We start from the raw sequence: 21,865 nt of genomic DNA on the forward strand, positions 1-21,865 counted from the left end.
AAAAAAAACTAGACCGGCGGACGCGGTTTTCACGCCGCCGACCTATAGGCCAAAAATAGCTGGCCCAAGCTCCCGTTAAAGACTGATTCTCCCCCTTTGGGGATTGAATTTTCCGAACTGCGCGGCCATCGGCCCCGGCTTTTTCAGGTAGTAGTGACAAAGGGTTGAGCTATTGGCGGGCATGGCTGCCAAGTCTTCCGGCTTCACCGACAGCACCCCGGACATATATTTGCGGTCCGCTTCGGTCTCGACCACTCCGCACCACCTGTAGGCCGCCATATTCAGGATCGACTTGTCGATTTCCTGCGGGCGCTGGCTGATCGCAAAGATCACCCCGCCGTACTTACGGGACTTGCGCGTGAGCTGCCCCCAGTACCCCCTGCCCTTACCGCTGTCGGTCACGTCCGCCAGTTCTTCAATGATGATTGCGGTCGGCTCTTTGCCATCGAGCGCGGCCCAGACGATCCCGCAGAAGAATTCAAATTCTTCCGGGGTTGCGTTGGTGGCCTCATAGGCGACGCGGAACGGTTTTCCGCTGGCAATGCTGCGCATTACCGTGGACTTGAATTGTGCCTGGCTGGTGCAGTGCACCGCCTGATGGTCGCGGTCCGGGTCCCAGATCAACACCCGCTTGAATTGCTCCAGCAGATCCAGCCGGCGTAGAAAGCTGGACTTGCCGCTGCCGGTGGTACCGCAGAGAAACATATGGCGCGCCTGATAGGCCGGGTTCTGGTTAATCGCCATGGTGCGCACCCTCCCCTTCGCCCGGTGCAGTTTCGTGGGCAGCTTGCTCGGCTGCCGCCTGCTGCCGCTCTTTCTCTTTGCGCTCGGCAATCGCGGCCCGCTCCACCATCATGCGCGGCAGCAGTGCCACGCCCATACACAGCGCAAACGCCGCGCCCGGCCCGTTGCCCTGCGGCATGTAGTGATCCGCCAGCGCGCCCCCGGTTTTTGCCAGCTGCTCAGTTTCGGTTTCGGTCAGCCGCCAGTGTTCCCCGCGACGATCCGCCAGCATGCCGAACACCAGCGCCAATAGCGCACCCACCAGCTGCTGCCCGGTGATCGCCGGTTCCGGCACCGGCTCCCCTTCCGGCGTATAGGTGCCACCGGTTGCACCAGGCACCCCACCGGCTGCCGGGATATGGGAAAACTGCCGGGCTTGCTCGGCGTCCATCTGGGGTTGCTGCTGATCACTCATCGTCATCGTCCCCCATCAGAAAGCCCAGAAGCCCGCCACCCGCTCTCGCTGGCGTCGGTGGTGCTTTAGGTGCGGGATCGGATTCAGGCGGATCTATAGGCGCGTCCGGTGCCGCTGGCGCGGGGTCCGGCTGGCCTATAGGTGCCGGATCGGGTTCCGGTTGACCTATAGGCCGCATGCTGGCCTTTACGAATTCTTGCCCGGTTGGCCCGAGACATTGAATGGTGCCGCAGCGCATCGACAGGCCGCCGATTTCTGAATAACACCGGTAGTAGAGCGCCCCCTTTTTTGAACCAGAGCGCTGTTGGTGAACGGTGGCCTGGTCACTGCCGCAAAGTGGACAGGTGATCATGCCGATATGTGCTGATTTAGCCATAGAAACGGGCGCCTCCCGGCGAGCCTAACTTATGGAATATTTGCGGGCGCTTTAGGCCCGGTTTTTCTCGAGCGCCGCCACACGGCCCTCTATCTCGTCCAGGCGGTCCAGCTGCTGAGCCGCCTGCTCAAGAACTACGCGGGCGCCCTGCAGGTCCAGCCCACCCGGCAGCAGCATTCTCACCGCCGCGGGGATTTCGATTCGATCCAGCCCCGCCGCCAACTGGCGAAGCTGATCACCCGGTTTTTGATCCTGATTACTCAAAGTCTCACCTCGATATCTTTATCCGGCTGATTCACTGCCGGAACTTTGCAATTAACCTCACGGCCCTGCGGATCGAAAACACGCACCCGCCTGGCTATGATCCTGTCGATTTTTTCACGCAACTCGTGATTCTCAATTTCAAGATCGGATACCTTCCAGCCCATCTCGATCTTCTGATCCGCTGCCTTTCCCAACTGCCGCTGCACGGCCCTAAAGCGTTTCTTCCAGCTTTTTGACACGCTCACCGATACGGCAACGCCCAGCACCCAGAACAGAAACAAAACACCCCACAAAACCCAATCCATAGAGTCACCCCACAATTTGGAAACCAAACCAGTTTTCCAGCTTCAACATTCCGCGAGTAATACTCGCCTCGTGCTTTCGCTTGTTGCGGCGGCGCTTCTTCGCCTGCGCCGCACTTCGATAAACCTTTTTCAAAAATACCCCCCGTTACAGTTATTGACACAAGTCCAAGCTTTAGGCGGCCACCTGCGGTGGCCCCTGCGCGGCCTGCGGCCTTGCTGCTGCGCTTACCTTCGGTAGCGCATAGATGTTCCACTCACGCAACCGCGTAGGCTCGACACCCTGCACACCACCACCGATACCCTCCAATACCTTTACGATCTCGCCGTAGCCGTTCGGCTTTTCCGCTTCGCGGTAGACAGGGGAAAGCTCCGCTTCAGCGCGGGGGCGCATCGGCCCACCCATCGCCCGCATGAATTCGCACCAGCTCCCGGCATCGGCAGCCGCCCTGGCTTCCTCGAATTTTTCACCCTGAAAGGTCGTGTGTTTCGCATCCACCCGGCGCAGTTCCCGCCAAACAGTAACGGAAGGCTGTCCGACTGCTTGAAACTGCCGTATCCCCCAAGTGGACGCCCACGCCTCGATGCGCTCAGCTGTGCGTACAGAACCCAGACTCCACTCCTGCTGTATTTCCTCGCCGCTCTTGGTAACCGTCGCCATACCGTCGATATTCTTTGATACGTATTTGGCCACATAGCCAACAGCGCCCCCGTCATCCTTTTTCATGTACACGATTTTGGTGCGGCGCTTATCCGCGCCCGGTTCACCGCCAGCGCAGTTGAGATTACAAAGGCCGGTTTTCGCCTTGATCCGGCGCTTACCGTCTTTGCCTGCCACCCAACGCGGACGCACGATGCCCCGCCACACTTCCTGAAACAGCACCATGGCCAATTTCAGCTGCCGACGATCAAACCACAGCACCATGTGCCAGTGCGGGCAGCCGTCGTGATGGGGCTCGACAATGCGCAGACCATAAAACCGAATACCGCGCTTTTCGTAATAGGCGCGCAGCAGCTGCCAACGCTTGTTGAGCCACTTTTGCGCATCTATAGGTGTAGAGCCGTCCCAGTTCTTGTAGCGCTTCCCGCCTCGGTTGTACGCATGGAAACGTGAGGGACAGGTACCGGTAAGAAATACCGCCTGCAGGTTGTCGCCGTAGTCCTGCGCCCACTCCATACAGCCGCGCATTCTGGCCATCAGCTCATTACGGCGATTTACCGGGTTTGAAATACCCAGATCCGACAATTCCGCCAGCGTGTAAGTCTGGCCCTCGCCGTTCTCGGCAATCAGGTTTTCCAGCAGGGTGCGGTTCCGCCGCTTTTGCTGGCGTCGACGCATAACGGTAAGCCCGGAGGCATAGCCCCCGGTGCGTTTGCAGGTCAGGCCCAGCCGACGCGCTGCGGTTTCCAGCTGGCGCGCCTGCGCCTTGCGGATCTGCCCGCGCCACCACTTAGCATCGCAAAGGCGCATAACGACCGCCGCGACCTTGTGCTTGTCATCGCGGTTGCAGTCGGCAATGTTCGGCATATTCACACCCGCACCCCTGCAGATGATTTCCACCTGCTCGAGTGCGTAGCGGCAAGCGTCCGCCCCGGTGCGGCCTTCGCGATGCCTGGCAATGTCAGCCAGCAATGCGCGCTCACACTTGCGCGCCATGGATCCGGCAGCGTCCTTGAGCGCCTTGTCATGGCTGCCAACATTGATCATTGGAATATTGAGACGGAGGTAGTTTTCCTCGAAGGCTTCCAGCCAGTAGAGCGCCTGCCACTCACCGTCCCGCTTTTCGCGTTCGGCGTATTCGCGCTCAAGTGCCTTACAGAGAACAACGTAGTGATACCGGGCAAGAATCCGGTTTTTGATAGGCGCCGGTCCGGCAGCCTGGCGAATATCTTCCACCCGCTGCTGGCGCTCGGCCTCCTTGCGCAGCTTCCACCGGTCGAAACATTCCTGGCGGTACTGCTGCTCGATTAACTGGACAGCTGCAGCGGTCATCAGGTGGCCCCGTGCTCGCCTTCTTTGATCGCGGCCAGCAAGTCGGACAACGCCATAAAACAGGCCCTGGCCTGTTCCTCGCCAGCGGTCAGGCGGCGCACATCACCGCCGGACAACATATTCAGAAAGCACTTAACCGCGTCCACCTGATCACCTTCCCAATGGCAACCGGCAAAGCCGTTAATCTCTACATTGCAGGAATTTTCCGGCTGATACGTCCGGGTTACCTCCTCAGCAGCAGTCACAAGTCCCATCACTTCACCATCTTCAAAACGGCGGCACGCTCTTTGCTGGCGATACCGAAAGCCTGAAAATCAATTCCGGTGCCCTCGCACACAAAGCACGGCAACACACACTGGCTCGCGACTTCGCTGCCATCTGAGCGCTTGAAAGACCCGGGCGTTGCGCCCAGCGGTGCGTAAAAGGTGAGTGTTTCTAGAAGCCCCTCGCCAGAACAGCCGGGACAGGGATGCTTTTTGCGGATCTGGTCTTTGCCTTTGATGGCCTGTTTCCGCTCCACCACATCGACGTTACGAATACCGCGCTCGGTCAGCAGTTCAAGATGGAGATTCACAGACTCGTCTATGATTTCCCCAGCGGTCTTATGTGACTTCGCTTCCTGCAGCTGCGGCATGGTGCCCCCGGTGTAATGGTCTGTATGCGCTTGTTCGGCTGCAGTTCAGGTACAGCCGTTTATGTTCAGGCGCTCAACGACTGCCGGGGATTCCTCGTCAAGCAACAGGGAAGTAGCGAGGCGGCAGCCGTTGAGCTGGGGACGAAGATAGCGAACAGGCTGTTCGTATGGAAGTGGCTGTCCCCTATAGAAAACAGCATATTTGGCTAGATTTTGGGATAATTGGCTAAATCGTGCTCAAATTTAGAACAAAACGATATAAATGGAATTTCTCCCGTGTACAAAACAATCATGCTCTATGAGCAGCTGGTAAAGATCACCGGATGGTCTGATTACAAGCTGGCGCAACAGCTAGAAGTCAGCCCCACCGCTGTTCGACTGTGGAAGAAAAGAGGCTCGGTTATGAACGACCGCGCCGGACAAATTGCCGCTGAATTACTGGGGATTCCTGAGAAATTGGTATTGCTCTCACTGGCCGCAGAACGCGCCCTGGCGGAGCCATCAGGCCGGTATTTAGCGGAAGCGGCGGAGGACGCCATCAAGGAAGAAGAGAGGGCAGAAAAGCCCGAGGCCGGCAGAAACCGGGCAGCGGTCGCTGAAAGTGACAGAATGCCGTTTCAGATAATGCCGTAAGCCCTTGATTTTGCAGGGATTGTTGCGGCGCTTTTCGTTTTAACAATTCTATATTATGCGAACTATGATGTACATGTGTCGCAGCACAACAGCTCTGACTCCGCGCTCAGGATCGCTCATAGTTTCGGCTCAATGACTACGCTGCAACGACTGCCAGGTTTCTGCCATTGCATGTGCCATATGGCTGATTTGTTCGCTGGACACATTTCGCTGCGCAAACGTCCGTAGCCCCATAACCTCCGACTGCAGCCGCCTGCCCAGCAACGTAACGTCTTCTGTCTTTGCCAGTTCGCCAGCGGCTTGAGCGGCGCGGAGCTGTTCGACGAACAGCCCCTCCATTCCCGCCAGCAGTGCCTCCACACGCTGGCGAGCATTCTGCTCCCGGTCGCCCAGTTCCATCAGGCTCTTGACCAGCATGCACGATGGGCAAGGCAGTCCCTTGTCCCGGATTTCACCGAGCCCACGAATATATGCGGTCAACCCGGCCATTGGCGATGCGTGGGCGGCAAATATGCGGCTCACTTCAGCCTGGCCACGCTCCGCATAGCGTTCCAACGCCTCCTGGAACAACGCATCCTTACTGCCGAACGTCGCGTAGATACTGCCCGGGCGCATATCCAGTGCGTGCTCAAGGTCCTTCAGGGATGTGGCGTGAAAGCCTTTGCGCCAGAACAACGCCATGGCGTTTTCCAATGCGTCCTGACGGTTATGTATGGGAGTGCGTGCCATGGTTGCCTCAATTGCTGTTCTACGAACACTCAGTCATAAATTTTTGAGTGACAACTCAATTTTAACTTGAGTGATCGTTCAAATACAGCTAGTGTGGATTTTTCAGGTCGCGCGGAACGGTGCGCCCCAATTTGAACAATTACTCAATATTAGTGACTAATGTCCCCCATACTGGATATTTCAATCAGGAGGTACCTACAGATGACCGACTTTACGCTACATGACAAGAAATCCGCCCCGGAAAAGAGTGCTGAGTTGCTGGAAAACTCAATCCAGGCATTCGGCATGATCCCGAACCTGCATGCGGTAATGGCAGAAGCCCCGGGACTACTCGAAGGCTACCAGCGGCTTCACCAGCTGTTCCTTGACTCCAGTTTCGATGCGGACGAAAAGACCGTAGTGTGGCAAGCAATCAACGTCGAGCACGGTTGCCACTACTGCGTTCCGGCGCATACTGCGATTGCCAAGCAGATGGAAGTCAGTGATGAGATCAGTGAGGCGTTGCGCAACGAGACTCCCCTACCCTCGGAAAAGCTTGAAGCGCTGCGGGATTTCACCCTGAAGGTTGTACGTTCCCGCGGTGATATCAGCGACGCCGACGTACAGAAATTCATCGATGCTGGCTACACCCAGAGAAACGTACTGGAAGTGGTTCTCGGTGTTGCGCAGAAAGTAATGAGCAATTACACCAACCACCTCGCGGAAACGCCAGTTGACAAGCCGTTCCAGGCTTTTGACTGGAAAAAATCCAAATAGAAAATCACTTCATTCTCAGGCAATGATTGAGGGGCTCCCGTAGAGCCCCCTACTTTTGTATTCACTGTAATTTGGGGAATTTCATGAAAAATCTAATAACTGCGCTATTGCTCTCACTCGGCTTGGTAGCTGGCGCCGTCGCGGAAAACAAAGAACCTTTCAGTGAACAGCGATTTAACGCACTCAAAGAGTCCGGTGCTGTCGTGCTGGTGGATGTGTTTGCTGAATGGTGCCCTACCTGTGCGAAGCAACAGGAAGTGATCAAGAAGTATCGTGCAGAAAACCCTGACAAAGACTTCCATGTCCTGATTGTTGATTTCGACAAAGACAAAGAGTGGGTGCGCCACTTCAAGGCACCGCGGCAGTCCACGCTAGTGCTCTTTGCGGGTGAAGAGCAGGTCTGGTTCAGTGTTGCGGAGACGCGACTGGACGTAATCGGTAAGCAGCTGGATATGGCCTTTGCCAAAGCCGAGAGTGAGTCCTGATGGGGCTAGAACTCGCCGCCATTCCGCTGGCGTTTCTCGCAGGGATTGTAGGGATCTTATCTCCCTGCGTATGGCCACTGGTGCCGGTAGTTATGACGTCCGCCAATACTGGCGGGCGCTCCGGGCCACTGTTTATGGCACTGGGGCTGGCCTGCGCCTTCGCGCTCGCGGGCACTGTGCTCACTATGGCGCTCATCAGCCTTGGACTGGACCCAGTGGCGTTTCGTACTGTCGCCGCAATCTTGCTTATTCTGGTTGCGCTGATGTTATTGATTCCGTCGTTCGGTAGCTGGGTTAGTGCGCAGTTGTCCCGAGTCTCCGGAAATGTGGACGGTGGTGGTACGACATTTGGAGCCAGCGCGCCGGGACAGTTTATTGTCGGCGCTTTGCTTGGCCTGGTCTGGCTACCCAGCGTAGGCCCTACGCTGGGAGCCGCGATCGCACTGGCATCGGTAGGACAGCAAGTGCCAATGGCCTTTGCGGTCATGTTCACCTTCGGAGTCGGCACTGCGGGCGCGTTGCTGGTAGCCGCCTATTTTTCTGGCCGGTTACTGGATCGCTGGCGTGGCGGCATCATGTCCAGCGGGAACCGCGGGAAACAGATTCTCGGCGGGTTACTGCTTGTATTGGGCGTGATGGTACTCACCGGGTTGGATAAGGTGCTCGAGGCGTTTGCGGTCGGAATACTGCCAGACTGGGTACTTACATTGTGACTCCTGTTGTGAGTCCTCGCGGAGTCTCGCGATTTTTATCTCATCAATCACTATCTCAACAATCGGATTTCTTACCATGATGTTGTTGAAGCTTGCTAATAAAGCAAAAGCTTTCTTGTTTTTCGCTATGTTCTTTGTGGCAAATGCCAGTGTGGCGCAGGAGGAATCATCGACAGGAATGAAAAAGAATATGCTGCCTAAGCCCAAGGTGCTCATCTTTGATGTAAACGAAACACTCCTGGACCTGGAGTCCATGAGGGCTTCCGTGGGCAAAGCGCTGAATGATAGAAACGAGCTGCTACCGCTGTGGTTTACCACCATGCTCCACAATTCCCTGGTAACGACTGTCACCGGCGAGTATCAGGACTTTGGAAAAATCGGTGTGGCCTCCCTAATGATGGTGGCCAAAAATAATGGAATTGAACTGACCGGCGAAGAGGCCAAGGAGGCCATCGTTACGCCGCTTTTGAGTCTGCCACCGCACCCGGATGTAGTTCCAGCCATGCAGGATCTCAAAAAGCAGGGCTTCAAAATCGTCAGCTTGACCAACTCCTCCAATCACGGTGTCAAAACCCAGTTTGAGAATGCCGGGCTGACAGACTTTTTTGAATCGCGCTACAGCATTGAAGACATCAAAATCTACAAGCCGGATTTGCGTGCTTATGAATGGGTGCTGAAACAGCTGAATATCAAGCCCGAAGAAGCACTCATGGTAGCGGCACACGGTTGGGATATCGCCGGTGCGAAAGAGGCCGGACTACAGGCGGCGTTTGTAGCGCGCCCGGGTAAGGCGCTCTATCCCTTGGCACAGCGCCCGGACTATATCGTCGATGATATTGGGCAGTTGGCCGATATTCTTCGGAGCCAGTAAGCGCGCCTTTAATCCCCCCCTGATTCGTACAGCGCCGGCGCGGTTAAACTCTTATGACCGCCCGGTTACAAATATTGTCATCAGAATCATGGCTGTGGCGTGTGTACCTATGGGTTCCTGCTACCGGTACCGCTAGGATGCGCCGCTCGTTTCAATTGGGGGGAACATCATGTCCATAGGGCAGCAAATATATTTCGCCATCGAACTTTTTGCGCCAGGAGTGCCGCACCGCGAGCGCTTCTGTGCCCAGCTGGCGCGAATACTCACGGGAAATGGCTCTCCGCCGTTGGCAGCGAAACAGATTGCTTCCGTTCTGGCCGATGCGCTTAGCGCACCCTCTGCAGATTCCCATCTGGCCATGGCGCATCTGCTCACCTTCCACCCGCCATTATCCTCCCTTCTGGAGAAGGATCCGGCGGCAGCAGGCGCCATGCACCAGTACATGGCGTACTTTCTTGAGCTGATGGCAGTGGAGACCGGGTCTGAGGCGCGATTTGCGGTGAACTGACCGAGACTAGTTACTCCCCTTCGGCAGAGCTCTCAAACTGAAACCCGCGCACTTTTTCCTTGATGGCCTCATGGGCAGCTTCCTGGTCATGGAGCAGTTTGCGTCGCAGCATAGCCGCTTCGAAGCGCTGCTTTTCCACCAGAGTGTTCGGCTTGAAGGGCGGTACTTTTGCAGGCTTCCCGTCGTCGTCCAGTGCCACCATGGTGAAGTAGCAGCTGTTGGTATGACGCACTACCCGCTTATGGAAATCCTCGGTGATGACTTTGATCCCCACTTCGAGCGACGTGTTGCCGGTATAGTTGATCGAGGCAAGAAAGGTGACAAGCTCCCCCACATTGATCGCCTGCCGGAACATCACCCGGTCGACGGATAGCGTAACCACATAACGGCCCGCGTAGCGGCTGGCGCAGGCATAGGCGACCTTGTCCAGGTAGGACAGCAGCTCTCCGCCGTGTACCTTACCCGTGAAATTGGCCATATCGGGGGTCATCAGCACGCTCATGCTGAGCTGGTGTTCGCGGAGTTCTTCCATTACTACCTTCCTTCTATGTTTCAGGCTCTCTTGCCTACAGCCGCTCCTGATTCCTGATGATCTTAGTCCCAGGCGCTCGTGTGACGCAGTTTGCCACACTTTTCCCAGCCTCGCCCTTGGCGCTTGAAAGACGGCGCTCGCCGCCAATCGCGGGTTGCGGCCATTTCGACCTGTCGGATAGACTGCCGCGATATTCGGCCTGGATTGGATACCACGCGCCATAATCAATCAGGGTTTATCGGCGCGTTTGTACGCGAGTACGCAGCCTCCTCCCTGTCGCCTCTTCCTGAACAGCATTACCGAGCTTCCGATGAACAGCGAATTCTTCAGCCAGGCACTCAGCCAATTCCTTCAACACAAGCTGGCCTGGAGCCTGGTGCTGGTGACCGTGGCGCTACTGGCCCGTTCAGTGCTGGTATTGCTTTTTCGGCGGTCCAGTTGGCCCAGGCAGGATATCCGCCGCCGGGTTCACACGGTGCACAACTTTACCAATCTGCTGATGGTCATCGGGCTGTTTGCCATCTGGGTGTCTGAACTGCGGAATTTTGCCCTGTCTATCGCCGCGTTCTCCGTCGCCATCGTAATTGCTCTGCGGGATGTGGTTGCCTGCCTGGTGGGCGGGCTCTATCAGGCCAGCATGCGCTCCTTCACTATCGGTGACTGGGTGAAGATTGGCGACCAGTTTGGTGAGGTGATCGACAACAACTGGCTCAGTACTACCCTGCTTGAGATTGACCCCCATGGTCTCGGCAATGGCTATACCGGCACCACCCTGTATGTTCCCAACAACGCGTTTTTTACCCAGCCGGTAAAGAACTTCAACTTCATGCGCCGGTATATCGAACACTCTTTTACCATCGTGCGCGAGAATAAGGGAGAGAATCCGTTTGCCATCAAGCCCTATATCACCGAGCGGGTGCTGGAGCACTGCGAGTCCTTCAAGGAAGTGGCTGAGCGCTACTGCAAGTTGATTGAGAGCCGTATGGGGGTAGATCTCGCCGGCACAGAGCCCAAAATCAAGTTCAGCACCAGCGAACTTGGGCACAATGTATTGACGATTACCTTGTTCTGCCCGCGTGAGGAAGCAACGGATATCGAGCAGAAGGTGACCGAGGATTTTTACCGATTCTGGTACGGTAAGGCCGACGACCAGCCCACGGAGCATGCGCCTGTGGCGATCTAGGGGAAATTGAGTTACCGATGCGTATAGGATTTCGTTGTTGCCACGGCTTTATTCGGCGTCAAACTGAACTATTAAGTTTGACGCCTTTGGCGTTGCTGCTGGGTACCTTCGCCATGCTGACTACGCTCTCTGCCCGGGGCGATGAGACCACTATCGCAGTGGCTTCGAATTTCACTGCGCCCATGCAGGCCATGGTCAACCAATTCGAGGCGCAGAGTGCGCACCGTGTGAAGGTGGCTTTTGGCTCGTCGGGAAAGTTCTTCGCACAGATTAACCACGGCGCGCCCTTTGATGCGTTTTTCTCAGCCGATGCCGAAAAACCGGCCCGCTTGATTGCTCAGGGATTGGCAGAGAAGACCAGCTTGCGTACTTATGCGGAAGGAAAACTGGTGCTCTGGTCCCGCCGCGATGGCTTTGTTGATGATCAGGGCTTGGTGCTGAAATCCGGCCAGTTTCACAAACTTGCCCTGGCCAACCCGAAGCTCGCCCCCTATGGCGCCGCAGCGATAGAGGTGCTGCAACACCTGAAGCTTGCGCAGAGTACCCGTTCGCAGTGGGTGCAGGGTGAGAATATTTCCCAGACGTATCAGTTTGTCGCCAGTGGCAATGCCGACCTTGGGTTGATTGCGCTGTCGCAAGTGATGCGGGATGGAAAAATCACAGAGGGCTCCGCGTGGTTGGTGCCGGATAGTTTTTACGGTCCGATACGCCAGGATGCGGTGATTTTGAAGCGCGGACGTGAGAATCCGGCGCTGTTGGCGTTCTGGTTATTCGTCAAGAGTCCCGCAGCCCAAGCCACCATCCGCCGGTACGGGTATAACACGGGCGCATCGAGCGGGCCCTTGAAAGCGACCGAGGGCGGAGACACCGATGCTGAGTGATACGGACCTTGGCGCCATCTGGCTGACGTTGCGCCTCGCCACAACCGTGACCCTTCTTCTGTTAGTTCTGGGCACGCCACTGGCCCTGTGGCTGGCCAGAACCCGCTCTATCTTCAAGGGGCCAGTCAGTGCGCTGGTGGCGCTGCCACTGGTGCTTCCGCCAACAGTGCTGGGCTTTTATCTGCTGATTTTCATGGGGCCCAGTGGCCCAATGGGAAAATTTACCGAGGCACTTGGGCTGGGCACCCTGCCATTTACCTTCTGGGGTCTGGTCGTCGCCTCCCTGCTCTACTCGCTCCCGTTTGTGGTTCAACCGATTCAGAATGCTATTGAGGCTCAGGGGCCGCGCCCCGGTGAAGTCGCGGCGACTCTGCGCTCGGGCCCATGGGATTCCTTCTGGCACGTTACCCTGCCACTGGCAAAGCCTGGCCTGTTGACGGCGGCGGTACTCGGCTTTGCCCATACGGTAGGCGAATTTGGAGTGGTACTGATGATTGGCGGCAACATTCCCGGAGAAACCCGGGTGGTTTCCGTGCAGATCTACGACCATGTGGAAGCGCTGGAATATACCCAGGCGCACTGGCTGTCGGCGGCGATGATCGTATTTTCGTTTGCGGTGTTACTGCTGCTGTATCTGTTGCAGCAGCGCAAATCGGCCGTGGGGTTACGCTATGGATCATAACCGCGATCCCACTCCCGGTATCCAGGGGCATTTTCATCTCCCCCGCAGCAATGGCGACCAGCAGGGGGCCTTCACCCTCGATGCAAAACTGGACCTGCCCGGGACGGGTGTTACCGGTATTTTCGGGCCATCGGGCTCAGGAAAAACCACCTTGCTTCGCTGTATCGCCGGACTGCAGTCTTGTAAAAATGCGAGCCTGTCGGTGAATGGCGAAACCTGGCAGTGCAGCAGTAAACGCGTGTTTATCCCGGTACACCGGCGTCCACTGGGGTTTGTATTTCAGCAGCCGAGCCTGTTTGCGCATCTCAGCGCAGGAAAAAACCTGGAATTTGCACGCAAACGCGCGGGCGAAGCCGTCTCCGATTCCGATTTTCAAAAAATCATTGAGCTGATGGGAATCGGCGATCTTCTCAGTCGGGGGCCCGAGTCGCTGTCCGGTGGTGAGCAGCAGCGCGTCGCGATCGCACGGGCCCTGCTGATTAAACCCAGACTCCTGTTGATGGATGAACCACTCGCCTCGCTCGACCAGATGCGCAAACGGGAGATTCTCCCCTACCTGGAAAAAATGCACCGGGCATTCGATATCCCAATTTTGTACGTCAGCCACTCCGTTGATGAGATTGCGCGGTTGGCGGATTACCTGTTGTTGATGGAGGAAGGAAAAGTCATTGGCGAAGGTAAAGCCGCGGCCCTTCTCTCCAGGGAAGACTTTCCCGCACAGCTGGGGGACGATCTAGGGGTATTGCTGGAAGCGAAAATCGCAGAGCGAGATGATCAGTGGAAGCTGCTGCGCGCCGGGTTTGAGGGTGGTGCTCTGTGGTTGCGGGACGGTGGTGAGCCTATTGGCGAGTCAATCCGCTTGCGGGTGCTCGCCCGGGATATCAGCCTGACCCGCAGTGAAGATACCGCATCGAGTATCCTCAACCGGTTGCCGGTACGAGTGCAGGAAATCAGCCCGGATCGGGACCCCGCCATGGTGCTGGTGCGGCTTAAGCCGCTTTCTGACGAGGGCAATGAAAATACATCGGGTTCCACCCGCCTGATTGCACGTATCACCCGCCGCTCTTTGCACCAGCTGTCGCTGGTGGCCGGCAGCGAACTCTGGGCCCAGATAAAATCTGTCGCCATTGTTCGATAATCAACATTTCTTTGCCCGGTAAAACCGCTGGGCAAAAAAAGGCCGGGCTGCTTTCGCGAGGCCCGGCCAAGGTTTACAGATGGTTAGCGGATTACGCGGGATCCGTTGATCGCTCGCGCTCCGTTACCGCGCTCTTTTCTAGCGCCAGTGAATCGGTAAATTGACGGTCCGCAGCGGCGGCCTTTTGACGGCCGAACAGTTTCTGTACCACCACAAAGAACAGTGGAATAAAGAAAATACCCAGCAGTGTCCCAACGATCATCCCGCCAAGAACCCCGGTACCGATGGCCTGCTGCGCACCAGAACCGGCGCCGGTCGCTAGCGCCAGCGGCAACACGCCGAGGCCAAACGCCAGCGAGGTCATGATGATTGGGCGCAGGCGGTCGCGGACCGCGTGCATGGTGGCTTCTATCAGCTCCATTCCCGCTTCCAGGTTCTGCTTGGCGAACTCCACAATCAGAATCGCATTCTTACTGGTCAGTCCCACCGTGGTGAGCATGGCCACCTGGAAATAGATATCCCGGTCGAAGCCGCGCAGGTTACTCGCGATCACGGCGCCGAGAATACCCAGCGGTGCCACCATCAGTACCGCAGTAGGCACCGTCCAGCTTTCATACAGAGCCGCCAGGCACAGGAACACAATCAGGACCGACAGCGCGTACAGCAATGTCGTCTGCGAACCGGCCTGCTGCTCCTGATAGGAAAGTGCGGTCCACTCCAGGCCAAAACCTTCGGGCAACTGGCTGACCAGACGCTCCATTTCCGCCATGGCTTCACCGGAGCTGACGCCGGGCGCACCCTGCCCCTGAATCTGCAACGCGGGGACACCGTTATAGCGTTCGAGGCGCGGTGACCCGTATTCCCAGTCAAAGGTGGCGAAGGACGATACCGGCACCATCTCGCCATTATTGTTGCGCACGGACCACAGGCGGAAGTCTTCCGGGTTCATCCGATAAGGCGCATCCGCCTGCATATACACACGCTTGATGCGGCCGCGGTCGATAAAGTCGTCGATATACTGACCACCCCAGGCAACCCCGAGGGTACTGTTTATCTCGCCGATGGAAACACCCAACGCAGATGCCTTGGCATTGTTCACATTCAACTTGAACTGCGGCGTATCTTCCTGGCCATTGGGGCGCACACCGGTCAGCAGAGAACTCTGTGCAGCCATTCCCAATAACTGGTTGCGGGCGGTGATCAATGCCTCATGCCCCTGGTTGGCATTGTCCTTCAGGTACATGGCGAAACCGGCCGAGGTGCCGAGTTCCGGTAGTGCCGGCGGGGAAAATGCGTAAGCAATGGCATCCTTGATCTGGCTCAGGGCGCCCATGCCGCGCATGGCCACAGACTGTGCCTGCTCAGAATCCTCTTCGCGTTCGTCCCAGTCCTTCAGCTTGATAAACGCCATGGCATTGTTCTGGCCACTGCCGGCAAAGCTGAAGCCCTGCACCGAGAACACAGACTCCACCAGTTCCTCTTCATTGTTGAGGAAGTGATCTTCCAGCTTGTGCACCGATTCCATGGTGCGCTCCTGGGTAGCGCCAACCGGGGTCTGCACCAGCGAGAAGAGTACGCCCTGGTCTTCTTCGGGCAGGAAGGAGCTCGGAGAGCGCACAAACAGGAACACCATGACGGCACTTAATAGGGCAAAGATCAGCATAAAGCGGCCACTGCGGGCGAGAATGCCACGCACGCCACGCTGATAGGAGGCGGCACCGCGATCAAACTTGCGGTTAAACCAGCCGAAGAATCCTTTCTGGGAGCCGTGTGATCCCGGTTTCAGCATGGTGGCGCAGAGCGCCGGTGTCAGCACAATTGCCACCAGTACCGAGAAGGTCATGGCCGCAACGATCGTGGCGGAGAACTGCCGGTAGATAACGCCGGTGGAGCCCTCCATAAATGCCATCGGGACAAACACCGCCGACAGCACGACCCCGATACCGACCAGTGCGCCGGTGATCTGTTTCATGGACTTTTTGGTGGCTTCGACGGGCGAAAGGTTTTCCTCGTGCATCACACGCTCGACGTTCTCGACCACCACGATGGCATCGTCCACCAGCAGACCGATGGCGAGCACCATGGCAAACATGGTGAGCATGTTGACAGAGAAACCGAGCAAAGCGAGTACACCGAAGGTGCCCAGCAATACGACCGGTACCGCAATCGTGGGAATGATAGTGGCGCGGATGTTCTGCAGGAACAGAAGCATTACCAGGAACACCAGTACCACCGCTTCGACCAGGGTGTGTATCACACCTTCGATCGATACCTTCACGAAGGGTGTGGTATCGAATGGAATCACGGTTTTGAGGCCCGCAGGGAAATACGGGCTCAGCTCGTCGAGTTTTGCTTTTACCGCATCTGCGGTATCCAGCGCGTTGGCACCGGTGGCGAGAGAAACCGCGACACCGGTGGCCGGCGCCCGATTGTAGCGGGTGATGTTGCCGTAGCTCTCCGCCCCCAGTTCCACGCGGGCGACATCGCCAAGAGTGAGGATGGAGCCGTCGGTATTGGCCCGTACCACAACATTGCGAAACTCTTCCGGCGTCTGCATACGGCTTTGCGCAGTGATACTGGCGGTCAGCTGCTGCCCTGCAATGGCAGGTGTGCCGCCGAGGCTGCCGATGGCGACCTGCTGATTCTGGTTGCGCACCGCGGTCATGATGTCCGTGGGCGTCAGTTTGTAGGCATCGAGCTTATTGGGGTCCAGCCAGATACGCATGGCATATTTGGATCCGAACACCTGAATGCTGCCCACACCGGGTACCCGGCTGAGTGGGTCGACCACATTGGACACAACGAAGTCGGCAATATCTGCCTTCTCCATGCTCCCGTCAGTAGACACAAAGCCCGCGACCAGCAGGAAGCCCGAGCGCCCCTTACCCACGGTAATGCCCTGGCGCTGTACTTCTTCCGGCAACAGCGGCATGGCCAGCTGCAGCTTGTTCTGCACCTGCACCTGGGCAATATCCGGGTCGGTGCCGTTTTCGAACGTCAGGGTAATCCCTACGGTACCGATGGATTCACTGGTGGCCGACATATAAATCAGGCCGTCGAGCCCTTTCATGTTCTGCTCGATCACCTGGGTGACCGTGTCTTCGATGACTTTGGCCGACGCGCCGGGGTAGCTCGCTGAGATGGAAACCACCGGCGGTGCAATATCCGGGTAGCGCTCTACCGGCAATTTGGTAATCGCGAGGCCGCCAAACAGCATCACGACGATGGCCATCACCCAGGCAAAGATCGGGCGATCGATAAAGAAACCTGCCATTGCTGTTACCCCTTGCTGGCGTCGTTCTGCGCTTGCTTCTGTGTGTTGTCTGCGGATTCAGTCGCGCTGGATGGCGCTGGCAGGTCCACCGGTGCGGGTGGAGCCGCCTCGCCAGGATTCACCACCGCACCCGGGCGAATCTTCTGTAGCCCTTCGACGATCACGCGATCGCCGGCCTTGAGGCCACTTTCCACAAGCCAGGCGCTTCCCACGGTCTGGGAGACTTTGACCGGGCGCGCTTCGACGGTATTGCCCTCCCCAAGTACCATCGCGGTGGTGTTGCCTTTCGGGTCGCGAGAGATGCCCTGTTGCGGTACCAGCACCGCGTTTTCACGCTGACCGCTGCCGACAGACGCCCGCACATACATACCCGGCAACAGCAGATGGTCGGGGTTGGGTACCACCACGCGCAGTCTCACGCTGCCCGTCGTGGGATCCACACTTACCTCAGAGAATTCGAGTTTTCCAGCGTGGGGGTAGCGCGTGCCATCTTCCAGAAGGATGGTCACCGGCAGGTTGTCTGTGCTCTGCAGGTTGCCCGCTGCCATGGACTGGCGAAGATTCAGCAGTTCGCTGACCGACTGGGTCAGATCCACATAAATCGGATCCAGCTGCTGCACGGTCGCAAGCGCTGTGGACTGATTCGCGGTCACCAGGGCTCCCTGGGTTACGGCGGAAATGCCGATACGACCGCTGATCGGCGCGCTGATCCGGGCAAACTCCAGCATCACCTTGCTGCGGGCTACGGCAGCCTTGGCCGCGGCCACATCCGCCTTTGCTTGTCGCAGTGAAGCAATTGCGGTGTCGTTGTCCTGCTTGCTCACTGCTCCGGTCTTTACCAGATCTTTCGTGCGGTCGGCGTTCAGTTTCGACACATTCAGAGTGGCCTGAGCGCGTTCCAGTGAGGCTTTTGCACTGTCGAAGTCTGCCTGGTAGCGGGCATCGTCCAGCTGATACAGCGCCGCACCGGCCTCCACCATGCCCCCTTCCCTGAACAGCTGCTCCTTTACCAGGCCGTCTACCTGCGGGCGCACCTCGGCCACTTTGTAGGGGCTGGTACGGCCGGGCAGCTGGCGGGTTAGCGTGACTGCCTCGCTGGAGAGGGTGACGACGGTGACCTGAGGCGTGGGCCCCTGCATGGCCTGCTGCTTCTCGCCACAGGCTGACAATAGTGCAATGGCCAACAGCAGGCTGCCGGAGATCAACGACTTCTTCTTGTGCAACATGAAAACCTCGGTATTGCGTCCATACCGGTGCCTGCAAGCGGCACCATTGATAGTTGAATCCATAAACGAAAGGCATCGCACCCGAAAACCGGTGTGCCGATGCCTGACAGAATGACCGGCAAACAGGCCGGTTGAAAAGTGACCGACTGACTGAAAACCCGGTCAAAAAAAGACGATCGCGCCAGACTTACATGACTAATCTGGCCTAATGAGCGCAATTTAAATACATGCATGAATGAATATCAACTATTTATTCATGAATGTATATGAACTAAACTGACCGGCATCACAGGTTTGTTGGTCCACAGATTCAGGGGCCAGTCAAGCGCGAACGTTAGAGATTCCGAGACCCACTTTCATGGCCAAACGCAGAAAAGAAGACGCACTGGAAACACGCGAACGCATACTCGATGCCGCCATCGACGTGTTTGACCGTCGCGGTGTCTCCCGCCCTTCCCTAACTGAAATCGCCGAACTGGCCGGTGTAACCCGGGGCGCGGTGTACGGCCACTTCCAGAATAAAGCGGACCTGTTTGGCGCCCTGGCCGACCGCATTCAGCTACCCGATGAATCCCTTTGCCAGGCCCCGCTTGAGGCCTGTGAAGACCCACTGGGTGAACTTTCGTCCCGCTGGCTGTTCATGTATCGGGAAGTCATGGCCAATGAGCAGTGGCGCAGGATTTTCACCATCATTTTGCGGCGCTGTGAGTGGGTACCGGAAAATGGTGAGATCAACGAACGCTGTGCCCAGGGGCATGCCGAGGCAAACCTGCGCCTGCGCAGCCTGCTTGAAAATGCGGTGGCCGTGGGTCAACTGCCTTCAGATCTGGACGTAGAGGTTGCAGTGCCAGTGGTGCATGCGGGGATTATTGGCCTGCTGCAACAGTGGGTAATGAACCCGGAAGCGTTTGATATTGCCGACGTAGGCGCCCGCCACGTTGCTGCGAACCTGGAGATGCTGCAGACCTCGCGTTTTCTACGCAAAACGCCCGCCACTACCGAGCCCACCTCGCTCTCTGTGTGAGCCGTTCAATTCTGCCGCGGGCCAGATATTGTTTGGCCTCAATTAAACGCAATTGGCACTCAATTGGTCGAAAATCAGCCGGGAATCTAGCGTCGTTGGAAAATTCGCATTCCTGCGCGATTGATTTTTGAGCAAGATCTCAGCGGTATTTGCCTTCTGGCAGAAAAATCATTCTTTAATTTCCTGCAAACCTGACACCTTTCGCCTTGTACAAGAAGCAATTCATGCCTTTCGGAGCTTTCAGCCTTTATACTTGTCCTAAGCTATAAGTCGCCACTGCTCCGGAGTACCACGTCCGGATCACCAAGCCAGTGGGACGCCTTGATGTAGGACGTATAAAGAGACTCCTTATGCTTAGCAATCGAATAGCCGCTCTGATTTCCGGCCTTTCCTTTTCCTTCCTGATTCTTGTTGCGCCAGTTTCCCTGGCAGACAATGAAGAGCTAGAACCACAAGAAGACCACGGTGGCACTGCCCGCGAGATCGTCAGCAAGCTCGAGATGCTGCACTACAACAAAATGAAGGTGGGCGACGAAATGTCCACCGGGTTGTGGGATGAATACATCGACAGCCTCGACCCCACCAAGAGTTACTTCCTCTCGTCCGACATCAGCGAGTTCCGCCAGTGGCGCAGCAAGCTGGACGACGACCTCAAGGCTGGCAACGTGGACCGCGGGTTTGAGATCTACAACCGCTACCGCCTGCGGGTGTCGGACCGGTTGAACAACATCCTGTCCCAGCTCGAAAACGGTCTGCCGAAGTTCGACTTCGCCAAAGACGAGTCTCTGGAGCTGGATCGCGAAAAGAGCGAATGGCCGCAATCCATCAGTGCTGCAGATGACCTCTGGCGCAAGCGCCTGAAGTCCAGCGTACTGAACCTGCGCCTGACCGAGAAAAGCGACGAGGAAATCGCCGACCTGCTGAAGCGCCGCTACAAGGGCCAACTCAAACGTCTCGGCCAGCAGAATTCGGACGATGTGTTCGAGCTCTACATGAACTCGCTCACCCGCCTGTATGACCCCCACAGTAATTACCTGTCTCCACGTTCGCTGGAGAACTTCAACATGAGCATGTCCCTCTCCCTGGAGGGCATTGGCGCCGTGTTGCAGATGGAAGACGAGTACACCAAGGTTGCCCGCCTGGTGGCCGGTGGCCCAGCGGACCGCACCGGCAAGATCAAGCCCAACGACAAGATCGTGGCTGTGGGTCAGGATAAAGAGGGTGAGCTGGTAGACGTGGTCGGCTGGCGCCTGGACGACGTGGTCGATCTGATCCGCGGCTCCGCCGGCACTTTCGTGCGCCTGGAAACCATCCCTACCGGTGGCGACGGCTCGCACCGTACCATCACCATCAAGCGCAGCAAGGTGAAGCTGGAAGACCAGGCAGCCAAGAAAGCCATCTTCGAGTTTTCCGACGGCGACCAGAATTACAAAGTGGGCGTCATCAACCTGCCCACCTTCTATATCGACTTTGAGGCGTACCGTCGCCGCGACCCCAATTACAAAAGTACTACCCGCGACGTAGCTCGTCTGCTGGATGAACTGCAGAAAGAAGGCGTAGACGGTATCGTTCTGGACCTGCGCAACAACGGCGGTGGTTCCCTGCAGGAAGCCACCATGCTCACCGACCTGTTTATCGACCAGGGCCCGGTGGTGCAGATCCGCCACGCCAATGAGCAGATCTCTCGCCACAACCGTTCGCGCTCTCGCGCCATGTACCGCGGTCCGCTGGTGGTGTTGATCAATCGCCTGTCTGCTTCCGCCTCGGAGATTTTTGCCGGCGCGATTCAGGACTACAACCGCGGCCTGGTGGTTGGCAATCAGTCTTTCGGTAAAGGCACCGTGCAAACCATGGCACCGCTGAAAGAAGGCCAGCTGAAAATCACCCAGTCCAAGTTCTACCGCGTATCCGGTGACAGCACTCAGCACGCTGGTGTCTCTCCAGATATCGACATGCCGCAGCTGATCGATAGCGAAAGTGTGGGTGAAAGCGCTTACGACACCGCCCTGCCCTGGGATCGCATCCACGCAGTGCGTCACGCAAAATATTTCAACCTGAAAGAAATGGTGCCGGACCTGGTGCGCAAACATAACAAGCGCACCGAAGTCGACCCGGACTTCATTTACCTGCGCGCGCAGTTCGATCATCAGACCGAACGGGCTAACCGCAAGTCGGTCTCCCTGAATGAGGAAACCCGTATTCAGGAACGCGAGCAGATGAATCAGGAAATGCTCGCACTGGAAAATCAGCGTCGCGAAGCAAAAGGCCTTGAGCCGTATGAGAGCTTTGAAGCCTATGAGAAGAGCGAGTCGGAAGATGTGGAACCTGTCGGTGGCCCGGTAGAAATCACGCTCGAAGACGACCCTGTATTGAACGAAGCGGGCTACATCATGGCGGACTTTATCGGCCTAAAAAAGCACGCTAGCTCACCGCAGGTTGCCAATTTCGATTGAGCCCCTGCGC

General features: G+C 57.2%; 24 protein-coding genes. 12 read left to right on the forward strand and 12 right to left on the reverse strand.

Annotated elements, in window-relative coordinates; all coding sequences use genetic code 11:
• Positions 1–75 precede the first annotated feature (75 nt).
• From Q1A74_RS04490 to Q1A74_RS04525, 8 genes are all read right to left on the reverse strand, one after another.
• A complete protein-coding gene (locus Q1A74_RS04490; RefSeq protein ID WP_299592715.1) occupies positions 76–744 on the reverse strand; it encodes a type IV secretory system conjugative DNA transfer family protein in 669 nt (222 codons plus the stop codon).
• Positions 734–1,198 carry a hypothetical protein gene (locus Q1A74_RS04495; protein WP_299592717.1) on the reverse strand — a complete coding sequence of 155 codons (465 nt, stop codon included), beginning with the start codon at positions 1,196–1,198 and terminating at the stop codon, positions 734–736. Before Q1A74_RS04495 ends, Q1A74_RS04490 begins: the two co-directional genes overlap by 11 nt.
• Positions 1,191–1,574 (reverse strand): hypothetical protein, encoded by a 384-nt coding sequence (locus tag Q1A74_RS04500; protein ID WP_299592719.1) that lies wholly within the window; start codon positions 1,572–1,574, stop codon positions 1,191–1,193. The genes Q1A74_RS04495 and Q1A74_RS04500 overlap by 8 nt, the downstream gene beginning before the upstream one ends.
• Before the next feature lie 51 nt (positions 1,575–1,625).
• Positions 1,626–1,838: a hypothetical protein gene (locus Q1A74_RS04505; RefSeq protein ID WP_299592721.1), complete on the reverse strand. Its 213-nt coding sequence runs from the start codon at positions 1,836–1,838 to the stop codon at positions 1,626–1,628.
• Positions 1,835–2,143, reverse strand: coding sequence for a hypothetical protein (locus Q1A74_RS04510; protein ID WP_299592723.1), 309 nt, complete (start codon positions 2,141–2,143; stop codon positions 1,835–1,837). Before Q1A74_RS04510 ends, Q1A74_RS04505 begins: the two co-directional genes overlap by 4 nt.
• A 172-nt stretch (positions 2,144–2,315) precedes the next feature.
• On the reverse strand, positions 2,316–4,133 hold the full coding sequence (locus Q1A74_RS04515) for a replication endonuclease (RefSeq protein WP_299592725.1): 1,818 nt from the start codon (positions 4,131–4,133) through the stop codon (positions 2,316–2,318).
• Positions 4,133–4,387 (reverse strand): hypothetical protein, encoded by a 255-nt coding sequence (locus Q1A74_RS04520; RefSeq protein WP_299592727.1) that lies wholly within the window; start codon positions 4,385–4,387, stop codon positions 4,133–4,135. Before Q1A74_RS04520 ends, Q1A74_RS04515 begins: the two co-directional genes overlap by 1 nt.
• The gene (locus Q1A74_RS04525; RefSeq protein ID WP_299592729.1) at positions 4,387–4,767 is read right to left on the reverse strand and encodes a hypothetical protein; all 381 of its coding nucleotides are present in this window, start codon (positions 4,765–4,767) and stop codon (positions 4,387–4,389) included. Before Q1A74_RS04525 ends, Q1A74_RS04520 begins: the two co-directional genes overlap by 1 nt.
• Before the next feature lie 276 nt (positions 4,768–5,043).
• Here Q1A74_RS04525 and Q1A74_RS04530 point away from each other — a divergent pair, with 276 nt between their 5' ends.
• A complete protein-coding gene (locus Q1A74_RS04530; protein WP_299592731.1) occupies positions 5,044–5,400 on the forward strand; it encodes a hypothetical protein in 357 nt (118 codons plus the stop codon).
• Between the two features lie 129 nt (positions 5,401–5,529).
• Here the strand turns inward: Q1A74_RS04530 and Q1A74_RS04535 are convergent, their stop codons facing one another.
• Entirely contained in the window at positions 5,530–6,129 is a 600-nt protein-coding gene (locus Q1A74_RS04535) for a TetR/AcrR family transcriptional regulator (RefSeq protein ID WP_299592733.1), read from the reverse strand.
• Positions 6,130–6,330: 201 nt separating this feature from the next.
• Here Q1A74_RS04535 and Q1A74_RS04540 point away from each other — a divergent pair, with 201 nt between their 5' ends.
• The 5 genes from Q1A74_RS04540 to Q1A74_RS04560 all read left to right on the forward strand — a co-directional run bounded on the left by Q1A74_RS04540 (position 6,331) and on the right by Q1A74_RS04560 (position 9,462).
• Complete coding sequence (locus tag Q1A74_RS04540) at positions 6,331–6,885, forward strand: carboxymuconolactone decarboxylase family protein (protein ID WP_299592735.1); 555 nt, start codon at positions 6,331–6,333, stop codon at positions 6,883–6,885.
• An 83-nt stretch (positions 6,886–6,968) separates the two neighbouring features.
• Positions 6,969–7,370, forward strand: a complete 402-nt coding sequence (locus tag Q1A74_RS04545; RefSeq protein ID WP_299592737.1) for a thioredoxin family protein — start codon at positions 6,969–6,971, stop codon at positions 7,368–7,370.
• Positions 7,370–8,083 carry a cytochrome c biogenesis CcdA family protein gene (locus tag Q1A74_RS04550; RefSeq protein WP_299592739.1) on the forward strand — a complete coding sequence of 238 codons (714 nt, stop codon included), beginning with the start codon at positions 7,370–7,372 and terminating at the stop codon, positions 8,081–8,083. The genes Q1A74_RS04545 and Q1A74_RS04550 overlap by 1 nt, the downstream gene beginning before the upstream one ends.
• Positions 8,084–8,261: 178 nt before the next feature.
• Positions 8,262–8,954, forward strand: coding sequence for a haloacid dehalogenase type II (locus tag Q1A74_RS04555; RefSeq protein WP_299592741.1), 693 nt, complete (start codon positions 8,262–8,264; stop codon positions 8,952–8,954).
• A 169-nt stretch (positions 8,955–9,123) separates the two neighbouring features.
• Entirely contained in the window at positions 9,124–9,462 is a 339-nt protein-coding gene (locus Q1A74_RS04560) for a hypothetical protein (RefSeq protein ID WP_299592743.1), read from the forward strand.
• A 10-nt stretch (positions 9,463–9,472) separates the two neighbouring features.
• Here the strand turns inward: Q1A74_RS04560 and Q1A74_RS04565 are convergent, their stop codons facing one another.
• On the reverse strand, positions 9,473–9,994 hold the full coding sequence (locus Q1A74_RS04565) for an acyl-CoA thioesterase (protein ID WP_299592745.1): 522 nt from the start codon (positions 9,992–9,994) through the stop codon (positions 9,473–9,475).
• 310 nt (positions 9,995–10,304) lie between these two features.
• Here Q1A74_RS04565 and Q1A74_RS04570 point away from each other — a divergent pair, with 310 nt between their 5' ends.
• The 4 genes from Q1A74_RS04570 to modC all read left to right on the forward strand — a co-directional run bounded on the left by Q1A74_RS04570 (position 10,305) and on the right by modC (position 13,878).
• The gene (locus Q1A74_RS04570; protein ID WP_299592747.1) at positions 10,305–11,177 is read left to right on the forward strand and encodes a mechanosensitive ion channel family protein; all 873 of its coding nucleotides are present in this window, start codon (positions 10,305–10,307) and stop codon (positions 11,175–11,177) included.
• Between the two features lie 113 nt (positions 11,178–11,290).
• The gene (modA, locus tag Q1A74_RS04575; protein WP_299593853.1) at positions 11,291–12,058 is read left to right on the forward strand and encodes a molybdate ABC transporter substrate-binding protein; all 768 of its coding nucleotides are present in this window, start codon (positions 11,291–11,293) and stop codon (positions 12,056–12,058) included.
• Entirely contained in the window at positions 12,048–12,740 is a 693-nt protein-coding gene (gene modB / locus Q1A74_RS04580; protein ID WP_299592748.1) for a molybdate ABC transporter permease subunit, read from the forward strand. Before modA ends, modB begins: the two co-directional genes overlap by 11 nt.
• Positions 12,730–13,878: a molybdenum ABC transporter ATP-binding protein gene (gene modC / locus Q1A74_RS04585; RefSeq protein ID WP_299592750.1), complete on the forward strand. Its 1,149-nt coding sequence runs from the start codon at positions 12,730–12,732 to the stop codon at positions 13,876–13,878. The genes modB and modC overlap by 11 nt, the downstream gene beginning before the upstream one ends.
• 91 nt (positions 13,879–13,969) lie before the next feature.
• On the opposite strand, the gene Q1A74_RS04590 is transcribed toward modC, so the two are convergent.
• Both Q1A74_RS04590 and Q1A74_RS04595 read right to left on the reverse strand, forming a co-directional pair.
• Positions 13,970–17,152, reverse strand: a complete 3,183-nt coding sequence (locus Q1A74_RS04590) for an efflux RND transporter permease subunit (RefSeq protein ID WP_299592752.1) — start codon at positions 17,150–17,152, stop codon at positions 13,970–13,972.
• A 5-nt stretch (positions 17,153–17,157) separates the two neighbouring features.
• Entirely contained in the window at positions 17,158–18,378 is a 1,221-nt protein-coding gene (locus Q1A74_RS04595; RefSeq protein WP_299592754.1) for an efflux RND transporter periplasmic adaptor subunit, read from the reverse strand.
• 358 nt (positions 18,379–18,736) lie between these two features.
• On the opposite strand from Q1A74_RS04595, the gene Q1A74_RS04600 reads away from it, so the two are divergent.
• Positions 18,737–19,402, forward strand: a complete 666-nt coding sequence (locus tag Q1A74_RS04600; protein ID WP_299592755.1) for a TetR family transcriptional regulator — start codon at positions 18,737–18,739, stop codon at positions 19,400–19,402.
• Between the two features lie 350 nt (positions 19,403–19,752).
• On the forward strand, positions 19,753–21,855 hold the full coding sequence (locus Q1A74_RS04605; RefSeq protein WP_299592757.1) for a carboxy terminal-processing peptidase: 2,103 nt from the start codon (positions 19,753–19,755) through the stop codon (positions 21,853–21,855).
• The last annotated feature ends 10 nt before the right edge of the window (positions 21,856–21,865 follow it).

It is taken from the genome of uncultured Microbulbifer sp. (genome assembly GCF_947504145.1).
In the GTDB taxonomy this organism is placed as follows: domain Bacteria; phylum Pseudomonadota; class Gammaproteobacteria; order Pseudomonadales; family Cellvibrionaceae; genus Microbulbifer.

Excerpts from the sequence above, each read along its gene's own strand:
- Q1A74_RS04490 (WP_299592715.1), bottom strand. The coding sequence starts at position 744 with ATGGCGATTAACCAGAACCCGGCCTATCAGGCGCGCCATATGTTTCTC.
- Q1A74_RS04495 (WP_299592717.1), bottom strand. The coding sequence starts at position 1,198 with ATGAGTGATCAGCAGCAACCCCAGATGGACGCCGAGCAAGCCCGGCAG.
- Q1A74_RS04500 (WP_299592719.1), bottom strand. The coding sequence starts at position 1,574 with ATGGCTAAATCAGCACATATCGGCATGATCACCTGTCCACTTTGCGGC.
- Q1A74_RS04510 (WP_299592723.1), bottom strand. The coding sequence starts at position 2,143 with ATGGATTGGGTTTTGTGGGGTGTTTTGTTTCTGTTCTGGGTGCTGGGC.
- Q1A74_RS04515 (WP_299592725.1), bottom strand. The coding sequence starts at position 4,133 with ATGACCGCTGCAGCTGTCCAGTTAATCGAGCAGCAGTACCGCCAGGAA.
- Q1A74_RS04520 (WP_299592727.1), bottom strand. The coding sequence starts at position 4,387 with ATGGGACTTGTGACTGCTGCTGAGGAGGTAACCCGGACGTATCAGCCG.
- Q1A74_RS04525 (WP_299592729.1), bottom strand. The coding sequence starts at position 4,767 with ATGCCGCAGCTGCAGGAAGCGAAGTCACATAAGACCGCTGGGGAAATC.
- Q1A74_RS04535 (WP_299592733.1), bottom strand. The coding sequence starts at position 6,129 with ATGGCACGCACTCCCATACATAACCGTCAGGACGCATTGGAAAACGCC.
- Q1A74_RS04540 (WP_299592735.1), top strand. The coding sequence starts at position 6,331 with ATGACCGACTTTACGCTACATGACAAGAAATCCGCCCCGGAAAAGAGT.
- Q1A74_RS04545 (WP_299592737.1), top strand. The coding sequence starts at position 6,969 with ATGAAAAATCTAATAACTGCGCTATTGCTCTCACTCGGCTTGGTAGCT.
- Q1A74_RS04550 (WP_299592739.1), top strand. The coding sequence starts at position 7,370 with ATGGGGCTAGAACTCGCCGCCATTCCGCTGGCGTTTCTCGCAGGGATT.
- Q1A74_RS04555 (WP_299592741.1), top strand. The coding sequence starts at position 8,262 with ATGAAAAAGAATATGCTGCCTAAGCCCAAGGTGCTCATCTTTGATGTA.
- Q1A74_RS04560 (WP_299592743.1), top strand. The coding sequence starts at position 9,124 with ATGTCCATAGGGCAGCAAATATATTTCGCCATCGAACTTTTTGCGCCA.
- Q1A74_RS04565 (WP_299592745.1), bottom strand. The coding sequence starts at position 9,994 with ATGGAAGAACTCCGCGAACACCAGCTCAGCATGAGCGTGCTGATGACC.
- Q1A74_RS04570 (WP_299592747.1), top strand. The coding sequence starts at position 10,305 with ATGAACAGCGAATTCTTCAGCCAGGCACTCAGCCAATTCCTTCAACAC.
- modA (WP_299593853.1), top strand. The coding sequence starts at position 11,291 with ATGCTGACTACGCTCTCTGCCCGGGGCGATGAGACCACTATCGCAGTG.
- modB (WP_299592748.1), top strand. The coding sequence starts at position 12,048 with ATGCTGAGTGATACGGACCTTGGCGCCATCTGGCTGACGTTGCGCCTC.
- modC (WP_299592750.1), top strand. The coding sequence starts at position 12,730 with ATGGATCATAACCGCGATCCCACTCCCGGTATCCAGGGGCATTTTCAT.
- Q1A74_RS04590 (WP_299592752.1), bottom strand. The coding sequence starts at position 17,152 with ATGGCAGGTTTCTTTATCGATCGCCCGATCTTTGCCTGGGTGATGGCC.
- Q1A74_RS04595 (WP_299592754.1), bottom strand. The coding sequence starts at position 18,378 with ATGTTGCACAAGAAGAAGTCGTTGATCTCCGGCAGCCTGCTGTTGGCC.
- Q1A74_RS04600 (WP_299592755.1), top strand. The coding sequence starts at position 18,737 with ATGGCCAAACGCAGAAAAGAAGACGCACTGGAAACACGCGAACGCATA.
- Q1A74_RS04605 (WP_299592757.1), top strand. The coding sequence starts at position 19,753 with ATGCTTAGCAATCGAATAGCCGCTCTGATTTCCGGCCTTTCCTTTTCC.